14 protein-coding genes are annotated in these 13,942 nt (G+C 70.3%); 5 read left to right on the forward strand and 9 right to left on the reverse strand.

Going from position 1 to position 13,942, the window contains the following annotated elements:
* The gene (gene rlmB / locus AC5YDA_RS10470; protein ID WP_496188434.1) at positions 1-1,002 is read left to right on the forward strand and encodes a 23S rRNA (guanosine(2251)-2'-O)-methyltransferase RlmB; all 1,002 of its coding nucleotides are present in this window, start codon (positions 1-3) and stop codon (positions 1,000-1,002) included.
* 84 nt (positions 1,003-1,086) lie between these two features.
* On the opposite strand, the gene AC5YDA_RS10475 is transcribed toward rlmB, so the two are convergent.
* A complete protein-coding gene (locus AC5YDA_RS10475; RefSeq protein WP_496188433.1) occupies positions 1,087-2,325 on the reverse strand; it encodes a S49 family peptidase in 1,239 nt (412 codons plus the stop codon).
* A gap of 147 nt (positions 2,326-2,472) precedes the next feature.
* Here AC5YDA_RS10475 and AC5YDA_RS10480 point away from each other — a divergent pair, with 147 nt between their 5' ends.
* Positions 2,473-3,915 (forward strand): glycine hydroxymethyltransferase, encoded by a 1,443-nt coding sequence (locus tag AC5YDA_RS10480; RefSeq protein WP_496188432.1) that lies wholly within the window; start codon positions 2,473-2,475, stop codon positions 3,913-3,915.
* Between the two features lie 117 nt (positions 3,916-4,032).
* Here AC5YDA_RS10480 and AC5YDA_RS10485 read toward each other — a convergent pair whose 3' ends face one another.
* Complete coding sequence (locus tag AC5YDA_RS10485; RefSeq protein ID WP_496188431.1) at positions 4,033-5,709, reverse strand: DUF2207 family protein; 1,677 nt, start codon at positions 5,707-5,709, stop codon at positions 4,033-4,035.
* 37 nt (positions 5,710-5,746) lie between these two features.
* On the opposite strand from AC5YDA_RS10485, the gene AC5YDA_RS10490 reads away from it, so the two are divergent.
* Positions 5,747-6,862 carry a neutral zinc metallopeptidase gene (locus tag AC5YDA_RS10490; RefSeq protein WP_496188430.1) on the forward strand — a complete coding sequence of 372 codons (1,116 nt, stop codon included), beginning with the start codon at positions 5,747-5,749 and terminating at the stop codon, positions 6,860-6,862.
* A 15-nt stretch (positions 6,863-6,877) separates the two neighbouring features.
* Here the strand turns inward: AC5YDA_RS10490 and ispF are convergent, their stop codons facing one another.
* From ispF to AC5YDA_RS10505, 3 genes are read right to left on the reverse strand one after another with little or no spacing between them, the layout of a single operon-like run.
* On the reverse strand, positions 6,878-7,357 hold the full coding sequence (gene ispF / locus AC5YDA_RS10495; RefSeq protein ID WP_496188429.1) for a 2-C-methyl-D-erythritol 2,4-cyclodiphosphate synthase: 480 nt from the start codon (positions 7,355-7,357) through the stop codon (positions 6,878-6,880).
* Positions 7,354-8,073, reverse strand: coding sequence for a 2-C-methyl-D-erythritol 4-phosphate cytidylyltransferase (ispD, locus tag AC5YDA_RS10500; protein ID WP_496188428.1), 720 nt, complete (start codon positions 8,071-8,073; stop codon positions 7,354-7,356). The genes ispF and ispD overlap by 4 nt, the downstream gene beginning before the upstream one ends.
* A 3-nt stretch (positions 8,074-8,076) precedes the next feature.
* The gene (locus tag AC5YDA_RS10505; RefSeq protein ID WP_496188427.1) at positions 8,077-8,562 is read right to left on the reverse strand and encodes a CarD family transcriptional regulator; all 486 of its coding nucleotides are present in this window, start codon (positions 8,560-8,562) and stop codon (positions 8,077-8,079) included.
* A gap of 343 nt (positions 8,563-8,905) precedes the next feature.
* Here AC5YDA_RS10505 and AC5YDA_RS10510 point away from each other — a divergent pair, with 343 nt between their 5' ends.
* Positions 8,906-9,457: a hypothetical protein gene (locus tag AC5YDA_RS10510; RefSeq protein ID WP_496188426.1), complete on the forward strand. Its 552-nt coding sequence runs from the start codon at positions 8,906-8,908 to the stop codon at positions 9,455-9,457.
* A 7-nt stretch (positions 9,458-9,464) separates the two neighbouring features.
* Here AC5YDA_RS10510 and AC5YDA_RS10515 read toward each other — a convergent pair whose 3' ends face one another.
* Genes AC5YDA_RS10515 through AC5YDA_RS10525 form a run of 3 tightly spaced genes read right to left on the reverse strand, consistent with a single transcriptional unit; the run spans position 9,465 to position 12,266 of the window.
* The gene (locus tag AC5YDA_RS10515) at positions 9,465-10,430 is read right to left on the reverse strand and encodes a ribose-phosphate diphosphokinase (RefSeq protein WP_496188425.1); all 966 of its coding nucleotides are present in this window, start codon (positions 10,428-10,430) and stop codon (positions 9,465-9,467) included.
* Positions 10,431-10,464: 34 nt separating this feature from the next.
* Positions 10,465-11,142: a response regulator transcription factor gene (locus AC5YDA_RS10520; RefSeq protein ID WP_496188424.1), complete on the reverse strand. Its 678-nt coding sequence runs from the start codon at positions 11,140-11,142 to the stop codon at positions 10,465-10,467.
* A complete protein-coding gene (locus AC5YDA_RS10525) occupies positions 11,139-12,266 on the reverse strand; it encodes a sensor histidine kinase (protein WP_496188423.1) in 1,128 nt (375 codons plus the stop codon). The genes AC5YDA_RS10520 and AC5YDA_RS10525 overlap by 4 nt, the downstream gene beginning before the upstream one ends.
* A 195-nt stretch (positions 12,267-12,461) precedes the next feature.
* Here AC5YDA_RS10525 and phoU point away from each other — a divergent pair, with 195 nt between their 5' ends.
* Entirely contained in the window at positions 12,462-13,127 is a 666-nt protein-coding gene (gene phoU, locus AC5YDA_RS10530) for a phosphate signaling complex protein PhoU (RefSeq protein ID WP_496188422.1), read from the forward strand.
* A gap of 61 nt (positions 13,128-13,188) precedes the next feature.
* Here the strand turns inward: phoU and AC5YDA_RS10535 are convergent, their stop codons facing one another.
* Positions 13,189-13,938, reverse strand: a complete 750-nt coding sequence (locus tag AC5YDA_RS10535; protein WP_496188421.1) for a phosphoglyceromutase — start codon at positions 13,936-13,938, stop codon at positions 13,189-13,191.
* Positions 13,939-13,942: the final 4 nt, after the last annotated feature.

Genomic DNA, 13,942 nt, shown 5'->3' on the forward strand with positions numbered 1-13,942 from the left:
ATGCCCGGGAACAGCCAGCGCAAGGGAGCCGTTCGCAAGCGCGGCAAGGGAGTCGGGTCGACCGGCAACACCGCCGGGTCCGGCGGCCGCGTCCGCCGCGGACTCGAGGGCAAGGGCCCCACGCCCAAGGCCGAGGACCGTCCGTACCACAAGAGCTACCGCCCCCGGAAGCCGGGCGAGTCACCCATCTCGGGCGAACGGGCGCGCGAACGCCGCTCCGCACCGGGTGAGCGGGTTCGTCAGGCGAGCGCGGCCAAGGCGCCCGGCGCCGACTGGATCATCGGGCGCAACCCCGTCCTCGAGGCGCTGCAGGCGGACCTGCCGGTGCGCCGGGCCTACCTCATGGAGGGCGCCGAGCGGGACTCCCGGATCTCCGACATCCTGAAGCTCGCGGCCGAGAAGCGGATCACGCTGCTGCAGGCATCGCGCTCCGAGCTCGACCGGCTCACGGCCGGGGCCGTGCACCAAGGCGTGGCTATGCAGATGCCCGAGTACGAGTACGCCCACCCGGGAGACCTGCTCGAAGAGGTCCTGGCCGATGAGGACGCCCCGATCATGGTCGCCTGCGACTCGATCACCGACCCGCGGAACCTCGGGGCCATCATCCGTTCGGCTGCGGCGTTCGGCGCCCGGGGCGTGATCGTGCCCGAGCGCCGTTCGGCGCACATGACGGCCGCCTCGTGGAAGACCTCGGCAGGGGCTGCCGCCCGCGTCCCGGTGGCGCTGGCGACCAACCTGAACCGGGTGCTGCGCGAGTACGCCGAGGCCGGCTTCGTGGTGGTGGGCCTCGCGGGCGAGGGAGAGACCGACATCGCCGACATCCCGGGCGTGGATGGTCCCGTCCTGCTCGTCGTGGGTTCCGAGGGCGAGGGCCTGGCCCAGCTCGTCCGCAAGAACTGCGACGTGCTGGCCTCGATCCCGATCGCCTCCGACGTCGAGTCGCTCAACGCATCCGTGGCGGCGTCGATCGCGCTGTACGAGGTGGCACGCGCCCGCGACTGACCCCGTGCTGCATTTTGTGTGGGCAGAGTTGGTCATCAACCGGGTCATTCGCCCACACAAAATGCAGCACGGTGGGGCGGTGGCTCAGCCGCAGGCCCCCACGAGCGGACCGTGCCACGCGATGGGGGTGGTCGGGTCCGTGCACATCCGCGCGGTGGCACGCGCGGGCTGCCCAGCGATGGGCTGCGCTGCCGGGGCCACCCCGAGCGGACGGGCCTCCACCCCGAGCAGGCTGTCGATGAAGCTCGGCGCCATGGCCTGGATGACCTTCGTTCGTGCCGGGTCGAGGCCCGCGACCTCGGCGAAGTGCCGCATGGCCTCGTCGCGCCCCATCTCGGCGTCGATGTAGCCGATCTCCTGGGCCTTGTCGTTGGCGAAGATGCCGGCACCGAACTCGTTGATGATCCGGTCGCGGTCGATACCGCGCTTCGTGGCGACGTGGTCGACGAAGTCGCCGTACATGCTGTCCGCGATCGCCTGGAGTCCGGCACGCTCCTCGGGCGTCAGGTCCCGGAAGGGCTGGCCGGCGTCCTTGCCCCGACCTGCGGTGATGTAGTCGGCGGTGATCTCACGGGCGGTGACGCTGCCGGTCAGGAGACTGCCGGACTCGGTGACGTCGCGGTAGCGGTACAGCGGGCCCATGATCACGCCGACGCTCCCCGTGACCGACCCGTGGTCGGCCACGACCTCGTCCGCGCCCGCCATGGCGTACATGCCGCCCGATGCCGACATGCCCTCGACGAAGGCGAAGACCTTGTTGTCGGTGCGCTCGCGATAGCGATCCACGGCGTCCGAGATGGCCTTGGACCCGGTGACCGACCCGCCGGGGGTGTCCATGATCAAGATGACCGCGCCGACGGCCCCCTTGTCGAGACCATCGAGGACGTCGGCCACCTCGTAGCCGTACGTCCCGCCGTCGAGGGTGAAGCCGTCCCCGCCGTGCGTCAGGATCGCGCCCCGCACGGGGATGGCCCGCATGGTGCTCGTGGCTGCGTCCTTCCCCCACACGGTGGCGAGCCGGTCCGGAGCGGTGCGGGCCCCCGAGACTGCCGAGGTGGCCGCCGCGGTGAAGCCGACCAGGACCATGCCGGTGAGGAGGCTGCCCAGGAGCCCAAGCACCAGGAACACCCCGCCGAAGCCCAGCCCGGCACCTGCACCGAGGCTGAATCCGTGACGGAACGGGGCGGGATGGGGCGGCGGCTGAGGGTGCGGGCCGGGCTGGTACTGGGGGGCGTAGGGCGGCTGGGCCGGTCGCGGGTACGGATCGGGTCGCGTACCAGGCACCTCCTGAGGAGGCTGCGGGTTCTGCGTGTTCTCGCTCATGTCGCTCCTGTGCTGGCGGGGTTTACGATTCGCCACGCTATCCGGGCGCGTGGGCGATCCGCACCGTCCCGCGGCCAGACGAAGGTCGGGGGGTCGGCCTGTCGGCCAGTATGTTGTGTGGGTACACGCCCAGTGAAGGAGTTCCTCGTGTCCGACCTCGTCGCCACCGCGTCCAGCGCCTATCAGCAGGCCCTGTCCGTCATCGAGACGGTCGAGCCCCGGATCAGCGGTGCGATCCGCTCCGAACTCGACGACCAGCGCTCCTCGCTGAAGCTGATCGCCTCCGAGAACTACGCCTCCCTGGCCACGCTGCTCACGATGGGCAACTGGTTGAGCGACAAGTACGCGGAGGGCACCGTCGGCCACCGCTTCTACGCGGGTTGCCAGAACGTCGACACCGTCGAGAGCGTCGCCGCCGAGCACGCCCGGGAGCTGTTCGGCGCCGAGTACGCCTACGTCCAGCCCCACTCCGGCATCGACGCCAACCTGGTGGCCTACTGGGCGATCCTGAACAAGCGGATCGAGTCCCCCACCTTGGAGCGCCTCGGCGCCAAGACGGTCAACGACCTCTCCCACGCCGATTGGGAGTCGCTGCGTCACGAGTTCAACGCCCAGCGCGTCATGGGCATGAGCCTGGACGCCGGCGGCCACCTCACGCACGGCTTCCGCCACAACATCTCCGGCAAGATGTTCGAGCAACACAGCTACGGCACCGATCCCGAGACGGGGCTCATCGACTACGACAAGCTGCTCGCCGAGGCCAAGGCGTTCAAGCCGCTGATCCTCGTCGCCGGTTACTCCGCCTACCCGCGTCGGGTGAACTTCGCCAAGATGCGCGAGATCGCGGACGCCGTCGGCGCGGTCCTGTTCGTCGACATGGCCCACTTCGCGGGCCTGGTCGCGGGCAAGGTCTTCACGGGCGAGGAGAACCCCGTCCCGTACGCCGACGTCGTGGCCTCGACCACCCACAAGTCCCTCCGCGGCCCGCGTGGTGGCTTCGTGCTCGCGACCAAGGAGTTCTCCGACTCCGTCGACAAGGGCTGCCCGATGGTGCTCGGCGGTCCGCTGTCGCACGTCATGGCGGCCAAGGCCGTCGCGTTCGCCGAGGCACGGACGCCGGACTTCCAGTCCTACGCGCAGGCCGTCGCCGACAACGCGAAGACCCTCGCCGAGGGCCTGATGAAGCGCGGCGTGAAGCTCGTCACCGACGGTACTGACAACCATCTCGTCCTGCTGGACGTGGCGTCGTCCTTCGGTCTGACCGGCCGCCAGGCCGAGTCGGCCCTGCTGGACGCCGGTGTCGTGACCAACCGCAACTCGATCCCGCGCGACCCCAACGGCGCCTGGTACACCTCCGGCGTCCGCATCGGCACGCCCGCGCTCACCTCGCGTGGTTTCGGCGCGGACGAGTTCGACCGCGTGGCGGAGCTGATCGTCGGCGTCCTGACGGAGACCTCCCCGGTGACGGCCTCCAACGGCCAGCCCGGCAAGGCCAAGTACACCGTCGCCGACGGTGTCGCGGACCGCACCAGGGCCGCCGCCGCCGAGATGCTGGACGCCAACCCGCTCTACCCGGGCCTGACCCTCTGAACCAGGGCCCTGTCCTTGGGCGGCACCGCACGCCCCCGTGTTGCATTTTGTGTGGGCGAAGTACCCCCATGATCTCGGTACTTCGCCCACACAAAATGCAGCACACCCACGCGGGAGTCAGCGCTGCAGCAGCGATCCCTCCACGGTGGTGACGAAGTTGCGCAACGAATCCGGCAGATCGGAGAGGTGCCAGCCGTCCGGGCCGTGGTACCAGTCGAGTTCGGTCTCGTCCGGGGTGTCGTCGGTGTCGGTCGCGGCCAAGCCGTCCAACCAGCGGTCGGTACCGCCGAGGACGACCGCGTAGGGGAGCACCTTCGACAGTTCGTCGACCTCGCGGCCCGGCGGCATCTCCGAGACGGGCTGGGTGAGCAAGTGCCCGCGCAACAGTCCGAGCCCGGACAGCATGCCGGAGCCGGCCGGGGTGCGGTTCGGGGCGTCCTGGGCCATGAGGCCGAAGAGGCCCGCGAGGGCGACCAGCACGAGCCCCGCCACGCCGAACGGCGTCAGGATGATCAGGAGCAGGGCGATCACGATGGAGACGGCGAGCAGCGCCCAGCCGGTCCGCGTCATGAGCGAACGCACCGCGTCCGGACGCCGCGCGAACCAGCCGCGCTCGACCACGTCGTCGTACAACTGGGAACGGACGCTCGGCAGGACATCGGCGACGCAGGAGCCCAGACCCGAGCACCGGACGGAGCCGCCCTCGGGGCCCAGCGCGTCCAGCAGGGTGCGTTCGTACGGGCGCAGCCCATCGTCGGACGCCCTGCGCTCGAACTCCCAGTCGGCTCGGGCGAACGCAGTCCTGCGCGGGAGTTCCCGGATCAGCAGGTGGCCGCGGGCGGCCAGGTCCAGCAAGGTCGCGGTGATGTCGACGGGGTCGACCGTCTCGTCGACCAGCGTGCCGACCTGACCGGGCCGGATGCCGTCCGACACCTGGAACTCGGAAGAGCCGGCCCCGACCGGGCGGAAGGTGCCCACGACGATCGGTGGGGCGTGCGGCGACTCGGCGGCCTTGAACCGACGGCGCACGAGGTGGAGGCCGACCAGGCCGAGGGCGGCGAGCGCGCCGGCGATCCCGAGCGGGAGGGGTGCCAGCGAGAACGCCCGGTCGAGCGACCAGCGCTGGACGATCCGCTCGTCGGACGCCACGGCGCCGGCCGGGAATCGGACGACCACCTGAACGACCTCGCCCGCCCCCCGCGGACCGTCGTGGAACGTCGGTTGCGGGTTGTCGTGCGTGCCCCCGGAGTACCAGCCACACGCCCCCGGCGCGGCCGGTGGGCCGGCGGCACAGTCGATCATCGTGAACGGCACCGGGATCGCGACCGTGGCCTCGAAGGTGCCCACCGGCAGGTTGAGGCCCTGGAGCAGGCGCCAGGTCACGGTCGTCGACGCCTCGGTGGCGATCGCGGCACCGCGCACGGTGTAGGCGAGCACCACCGGTTGGTCGTCGGTGACCGGGATGGTCACCACGTCGTAGGCCCCCTCGGACACGACCCTGACCTCGGCGTCCGCACCCCCGCGCGAGGCGCGCACCTCCGCCAGGTCGAACCGGTACTCGCGCGCGTCCGTGGTGGGGAGAGTCGTCGCGAACCGCTGCACGATCTCGCCCGCTCCCCCGGCCGGGGTGATCGTGGCGGAGACACGCAGGGCCCCGTCGGGCTGGATCACGGCGTCCACGAGGTAGGACTCCACCTCGGTGGCCGCGGCGGCCGGGACCGGCGCGGCCGTGACGGCGATGGTGAGGACCAGCGCCGTGACGAGGCGGGGCAGGGCGGTGCGGACGATGCTCACGGGGGTGAACCTATCGCAGGCCCGCTAGGGTGGCGGCGTGAGCCAGACGCCATGGGGAGCCCCTCCGCCGCCCCGGCAGCAGTGGCCCCAGCAGCAGTGGCCCCAGCAGCAGTGGCAGCGTCCTCCGCAGCAGCCGTGGCCGCCGAGACCCCCGCGCCGGCGCCGCAGCGGGCTGGGCAACGCCGTCCGCGTGGTGATGGCCGTGGTGGCCATCCTCATGCTCGCCTCGTTCGTCCGTGGCCTGCTCGACGAGGCGACCGGCCTCGAACTCCCCACCCGGCCCGAGCCGACGCGTCCGGACGCCCCCGCTCCGGCCCCTCAGGTACCCGGTGACCCGAACTCCCCCTACCGGAACGAGGGCTACGCGCCCCCGCCCCCCTCCCGGAACCCACCCGCGGTCCCCGGCCCCCGCACGCTGGACGCCGCCGGTCGCCTCGTCGTGGCCAATCCCCTCTACGAGGAGACCATCCCCACTCCGACGAACTGCCGGATGGACGCGATCGACATCAACGGCGCCTCCGCCGCCCAGAAGCAGGACCACTTCAACGAACTCATGGGCTGCCTGATGGCCGTGTTCGCCGACCCCGTCGAGGCGTCCGGCTTCGCGATGCCCCGCCCGCCCGTCACCGTCTACACGCGTCCGATCAAGACCGCGTGCGGCGACTTCTCCGATCTGAACGCCGCCTACTGCACCGGCGACCAGCGCATCTACTACGCCAACTCGCTGCTCCGCGCATTCCCGGCGAACGTGGCGAACGCGCACTACGCGGCGGAGATGGTCCTGGCCCACGAGTTCGGGCACGCCGTCCAGGCGCGGACGGCCATCCTCATCTCGGAGAAGTACCTCGAGCAGGACGCCCGCACCGAGCGCGCCGCCCTGGACCTGTCCCGTCGCACCGAGGTCCAGGCCGACTGCCTGTCGGGCCAGTACGTCCGGTCTGTCGCCCAGAGCCAGTCCCTGGGCCCCGACCAGCTCCGCGCCCTGGGAGAACTGGCGTGGAACCTGGGCGACGACGTCCTGACCGGACAGCCCGGCTACTCGGGCGGGCACGGCAGCGGCAACGCTCGTCAGGACTGGTTCAGCCGAGGCCTGTCCTCTGACGCGATCTCGGTCTGCAATGCGTTCGTGGCGCCGGCGGACGAGGTGCGCTGACCCCGCCCAGCGTGGTCACCCGGCCGAACCGGCGGCGCGCACCAGCGCCGTCGCCACCGCCGCGACGCCTTCGCCCCGGCCGGTGAGGCCCAGGCCGTCCGTCGTGGTGGCGGCCACCGACACCGGCGCACCCACGGCGTCCGACAGGACGCGCTGGGCCTCGGCCCGGCGTCCGGCCAGTCGCGGACGGTTGCCGATGACCTGGATCGCGACATTGCCGACCTCGAACCCCGCCTCTCGGACGCGCCGGACCGTCTCGGTCAGGAACGCCACGCCGGACGCCCCCGCCCACGCGGGGTCGGAGGTACCGAAGTTGGATCCCAGGTCACCGAGGCCGGCGGCGGACAGGAGCGCATCGCAGGCGGCGTGGGCGGCGACATCCCCGTCGGAGTGGCCGGCCAGGCCGGCGGGCTCGTCCGGGAAGTGCAGGCCCGCGCACCACAGGGGCACCCCAGCGGTGAGGACGTGGACGTCCGTGCCGATACCGACCCTCATGCGGATTCCTCTCGCGCGGCGATGGCCTCGGCGACCAGGAGGTCGACGGGCTCGGTGACCTTGAAGGCGTCGCGGGATCCCTCCACGAGGGTCACTTCACACCCGATGTACTCGGCCGCGGCGGCGTCGTCGGTGACGGACGCCTTGGTCTCGAAGACCGCGGCATGGGCGTCCTCGAGGACGCCCCGGCTGAAACCCTGCGGCGTCTGGACCGCCCGGAGCCGCGACCGGTCGATGACGGCGCTGCCCCCGTCGGTGACCTCACGGATCGAGTCGGAGACCGGGACGACCGGGATGACGGCCTCGGCGCCCGCGCGCACCGCCGCGATCACCCGGGCGACGACCTCCGCGGGCACGAAGGCGCGCGCCGCGTCGTGGACCAGCACGACCTGGCCGTCGGCGTCCTCCTGGGGCAGGTCGGGCAGTGCGGCGATCCCGTTGGCCACCGAGTCCTGGCGCTCCGAGCCCCCGTCGACCAGGACCACGGGGATGGGCGACGCGGCGAGCGCGTCGGTGAAGGCGTCCCGCTCCGCGGCAGGGATGACGGCCACCACCTCGTCGACGCCCCCGGCCGCCAACCGGGCGACCGCGCGGGCCACGAGGGGGATGCCGGCTACCGGGACGAGCGCCTTGGGGACCTCGGCGCCGAGTCGTGAACCGGAACCGGCCGCCACCACGATGGCGACGACCGGCACGGAGTTGTTCTGTTCACCCATCGGCTACGAGGCGAGCACCTCGTCGAGCATGACCTCGGCGCGGTCATCGGAGACCTTCTCAGCCAGGGCCAGCTCGGACACCAGGATCTGGCGGGCCTTCGCCAGCATGCGCTTCTCGCCGGCCGAGAGGCCACGCTCGCGCTCGCGCCGCCACAGGTCGCGGACGACCTCGGCAACCTTCATCACGTTCCCGGAGTGCAGCTTCTCGAGGTTGGCCTTGTACCGACGCGACCAGTTGGTCGGCTCCTCGGTGTGTGGGGCACGCAGCACGCTGAACACCCGCTCCAACCCGTCCGCGTCGACGACATCGCGTACGCCCACCAAGTCGAGGTTGTCGGCGGGGACCCGTACCACCAGGTCGTTCTGGCCGACGATGCGGAGGACGAGGTACAGGCGATCCTGCCCCTTGATCGTCCGGGTTTCGATGTCTTCGATGACAGCGGCACCATGGTTCGGGTACACGACCGTTTCACCGACCTGAAAAGTCATATTCATAGACCCCTTTCCCGCCGACCAGTCTACCACGCCCTCCGATGGCCGGGTGAGGCCGAAAGGCGTTGTCAACGCAAGTTCGAGGTCTTGACAAGCGGCTCGGAGTGTGCTGCTGGGCACAGTGAGCCCCATCCAAGCGCGTGACCCCACCCTAGAACCGCGACCCGCCGGACGCCAGCGACACCCCGTGTTGCAGCCCTGTTGCCGAGGGCAGCGAAACCCACGTCGGGTCGCGGTTTCGCAACGTTGTCCGCGACGGGATGATGTGGCTAACCATCCCCAGCGCTGTTTCGTTATTGTGGCGTCGAGATTCGAAGTCCCGACCCAGGAGGCTCCCGCCATGGATTCCAGCACCCGTCGCCGTCGCCGGGCCGCACGCACCTTCGTCGCCGGTGTCGGCGTCAGCCTCCTGCTGGCCGGATGTGGGTTCAACGCACAGACCCTCCAGCCCTACACGCCCGCGCACGGTGTGAACGTGGACGTCGCCGCCGGCGAGGCCGGGCGCCAGCTCAAGGTGCGCAACCTCCTCGTGGTCGCCGACGACTCCGGCAAGGGCGTCCTGTCGGCCTCCATCGTCTCCCCCGTGGCGGACACGCTGGTCAGGGTGGAGGGCGTGGCCCACAAGGCCGACAACTCGCTGGGTTCCCCGCTGCGCGTCAGCGGAGGTCCCGTCGAACTCCTGCCCCATCGCATGGCGGTCCTGACCGAGGCCGGCATCGATGGCTTCACCGTCTCAGGCTCCGACCTCAAGCCGGGCCTGACCGCCGACCTCACCCTGACCTTCAAGTCCGGCGTCCAGGCGTCGGCCATCGCCCCGGTCATGTCGTCGAAGAGCGCGATCTACGCCTCCATCTCCCCGGCGCCCACGCCGTCCGCGACGCCGACCCCCTGATCCGGCATCACTGGCCGTAGGTGTTCTCCTCGGAGAACAGCCGGCTCACCGACTCGCCGAGGTGGATGCGTCGCACCGCCTCGGCGAACAGGGGGGCCACCGAGAGCACCTTGAGGCGGTCCACCTGCTTGCCCTGGGGCACCGTGTTGGTCGTCACGACCTCGCTGACGCCCGTCAGCCCGTTGAGCCGCTCGGGTGCCGCGCCGGTGAACAGGCCGTGCGTGCAGGCCACCGAGACGCTGTTCACCCCGTACTTCTCCAACGCCCTGATCAGCGTGACGATGGAGCCGCCGGTGGCGATCTCGTCGTCGAGCACGATGCAGTCCTTGCCGGCGACGTCCCCCACGATCGAGTCGATGATGACCTTGTCGTCCGCGGTGCGCCGCTTGGAGCCCGCGGCCACCTCGACGCCCAGGGCGCGCGCGAACCGTCCGGCCTCCTTCGCGTTGCCGAAGTCCGGTGACACGACGACCGTGTTGGACAGGTCCTGTCCGCGGTAGTGGTCGGCGAGGACGGGTAGTGCCGTCAGGTGGTCGACCGGCACGGAGAAGAAGCCGTGCACCTGCTCGGAGTGCAACGCCATCGTCAGCACCCGGGTCGCACCGGCCGTTGCCAGCAGGTCGGCGACCAGCCGGCCACCCACGGAGATGCGCGGGGCATCCTTCTTGTCGGACCGGGCGTACGCGTAGTGCGGCATCACCACGTTCACGTGGGCGGCGGACGCCCCACGAGCCGCATCCACCATCATCAGCAGTTCGAAGAGGTTCTCCTGCGTGGGCGGGACGAGCGGCTGGACGATGTACACGTCGCGCTGGCGGCAGTTGGCGCGCAACTGCACCTGCATGCAGTCGTTGCTGAAGCGCTGCACGCGCGTGGGCGACAGCTCGACGCCCATCAGGTCGCACATCTCCTGGGCGAACTCCGGATGGGCCTGGCCCGAGAAGACGACGACTTCGTTGGTCACGGGCCGCATCCTACGCAAGGACGCACGCCACGACGACGCTTCCTCAACCGTTGAACTTGTACCCCAGGCCACGAACGGTGACCAGGACCTGCGGGTTGGCCGGGTCGGGCTCGATCTTGCCGCGCAGACGCTTGACGTGGACGTCGAGCGTCTTGGTGTCCCCCACGTAGTCAGCGCCCCAGATGCGATCGATGAGCTGGCCCCGGGTCATGACGCGTCCCGCGTTGCGGAGCAGCATCTCGAGCAGTTCGAACTCCTTGAGTGCCAACCGGACGGGTTCGCCGTTCACCCAGACCTCATGACGCTCGACGTCCATCCGGACGCCGGAGCCCTCGATGACGTCCGGCACGAGTTCGGTCTCGATGCCGCGCCGCAGGACGGCCCGCACGCGGGCGACCAGCTCACGGTGGCTGAACGGTTTGGTGACGTAGTCGTCCGCGCCCAGCTCGAGCCCCACGACCTTGTCGATCTCGGCGTCCCGTGCCGTGACCATGATGATCGGCACCGAGCTGCGCTGGCGCAGGCGGCGGCAGACCTCGGTTCCGGAGAGCCCGGGCATCATCAGGTCGAGCAGCACGATGTCGGCGCCGTGTCGATCGAACTGGGCCAGCCCCTCCTCCCCGTCGGCCGCCAGGATGACCTCGAAGCCCTCCTTCGTGAGCATGAAGCTCAGGGCGTCCCGGTAGCTCTCCTCGTCCTCCACGATCAGGACCACGCTCATGCGACTTCCTCCTCCTCGACGGGTGCGGCCGGCAGCGTCATGGTGAAGGTCGACCCGCTGCCCAGCTTGCTCCACACGGCGACCTCGCCACCATGCCCCTCCACGATCTCCGCCACGATCGACAGGCCCAGCCCCGTCCCGCCCGTCTGGCGGCTGCGGGCGTAGTCAACGCGATAGAAGCGCTCGAAGACACGCCTGGTGTCCTCCGGCGCGATCCCGATACCGTTGTCGGAGACCGCAATCGCGACCTTGTCCCCCTGCGGGTCCTCGACCGGACGCGTGGTGACGACCACCCTCGACTTCTCGTCGGAGTAGGCGATCGCGTTGTGCACGAGGTTCGCCAGCGCGGTCACCAGTTGGTCCCTCGCGCCGCGGACGGCCAAGCCGCGCATGCCGCCGCGGGTCAGGCTGACGCGGCGCGTCTCGGCGAACTGCCGGCTGCGGTCCAGCGCCTCGGCGACCAACTCGTCGACGCCCAAGCGTTCCGAGTTGGCCACGGCCTGTCCCTGCAGGCGCGAGAGCTGGACGATCTGGGCGACCAGCTGCGAGAGCCGTCCCGCCTCGGCCTGGATCTTGCGGGCGAAGCGGACCACGGACTCCGGGTCGTCGGCCCCCTGCTCGACGGCCTCCCCCAGCAGGGTGATGGCACCCACCGGCGTCTTCAGCTCGTGGGTGGCGTTGGCCATGAAGTCGCGCGCGGACGCCTGGACGCGCAGGGCGGCGCCGCGATCGTCGGCGATGACGAGGATGTTCCCGTCCGTGAGCCGCAGGAGGCGGATGGCCAAGCGGTGCTCCGCCCGGCCGGCCCGGGTCTGATCGAGGTTGATGGCCTGGCCCTCGCCCGTGCGTCGGACCTCGCGGACCAGGTCGAGCAGCGCGGGGATGGCGACGCGGTTCCCGCGCACGACACCCAGGTCGACGGCTTGGTCGTTGGCCACGAGGATCTCGTCCATGTGCCCGACGAGTGCGCCACCACACCGCAGTGCCGCCAGCACCCGGCGCGCCTCGCTGAGCGAGTCGGAGGCAACCCCATCCGCGCGGGGACGCAGGATCGACCAGGCGATCAGGTAACCACCCAGGAGTCCCACGACCACACCGATGAGGGCAGCGAGAGCGGGCGTCACGAGCCCCAGCATAGGGCGGTGGGAGCATCCCGGGTTCCCACCGTCCGCCCCAGTCACAGTCGCAACGCGAGCGTTCACCGAGTGTTCATCCTGCGTTCCAACAGGCGTCCCACTATGGTGGGCATGGGCCGTAGGGTTGCGGCTCACTGCTCGCTCGGGCCGACCCCCGAACGACACCAGGCGAAGGATCCCAACATGCGCGAGAGCTACCACGAGGAACTGACCAGTGTGGTCGACGACCTCATCACCATGACCGACCGGGTGCTGGTCGCCGTCCAGGACGCCACGCGGGCCCTGCTGACCACCGACCTCGCCGCGGCCGAGAAGGTCATCGGCGATGACGCCGTGCTCGACCGGCTCCACGACGACCTGGAACAACGCTGCTTCTCGCTGCTGGCCCGCCAGTCGCCGGTGGCCGGGGAGCTCCGCACGTTGGTGGCTGCCCTGCGGATGGTGGCGGACCTCGCCCGCATGGGAGACCTGGCCGCCCACATCGGCAAGATCGCCCGCATGCGGTACCCCAAGGGCGCTGTGCCCGAGTCCATGCAGCCGAACTTCCAGCGCATGGCCGTGCTGGCCTGCGAGATGGTGGAGGTCGCCGGGCGCACCCTCCGTGAGCGCAACGTCCTGGACGCCGAGAAGATGGCGGACCACGACGAGGAGATCGACCAGCTGCGCACCCACCAGTTCGCGGTCCTGCTGGACGACTCGTGGAGCTACGGCGTCGAAGCCGCCGTGGACTGCGCCCTGCTGGGTCGCTACTACGAACGGATCGCCGACCACGCCGTCCTCATGGGCAGCCGCGTGATCTACATCGTCACCGGCCTCCACCCCGAGGGCGAGAACTGGACCATCGCCTGACCCACGGCGAACGAAGGGGGCGGACGAACGGTCATCCGTTCGTCCGCCCCCTTGTCTCAGACTACTTCTTGCCCTGGTTCTTGACGGCCTCGATGGACGCCTTGGCGGCCTCCGGGTCGAGGTAGCGACCGCCCTTGGTGAGCGGCATGAAGTCCTCGCCGAGCTCGTAGTACAGCGGGATCCCCGTGGGGATGTTCAACCCGGCGATGTCGGCGTCCGAGATCCCGTCGAGGTGCTTGACCAGCGCGCGGAGCGAGTTGCCGTGGGCGGTGACCAGGACGGTCTTCCCGGCCGCGAGGTCGGGCTTGATGTCGGACTCCCAGTAGGGGAGCATGCGCGCGACGACGTCCTTCAGGCACTCGGTCTGCGGACGCTCATCCTCGGGGATGTCGGCGTAGCGCGGGTCGTCCCACTGGCTGTACTCGGCATCCTTCTCCAGCACGGGCGGCGGGGTGTCGTAGCTGCGTCGCCACGCCATGAACTGCTCCTCGCCGTACTTCGACAGGGTCTCGGCCTTGTCGAGGCCCTGGAGGCCCCCGTAGTGGCGCTCGTTGAGGCGCCAGCTACGGGAGACCGGGATCCAGTGGCGGTCGCAGCCGTCCAGTGCGAGGTACGCGGTGTGGATCGCGCGGCGCAGCAGCGAGGTGTGGAGCTTCTCGGGGAGCAGGTCCTCGGCCAACAGGAGCTCGGCGGCCTTCTTGGCCTCGCCGACCCCCTTCTCATTGATGTCCACGTCCACCCAACCGGTGAACAGGTTCTTCTGGTTCCACTCGCTCTCGCCGTGGCGCAGCAGGATCAACTTGTACGTCATGGTG

The organism is Propioniciclava sp. LT294, assembly GCF_059516005.1.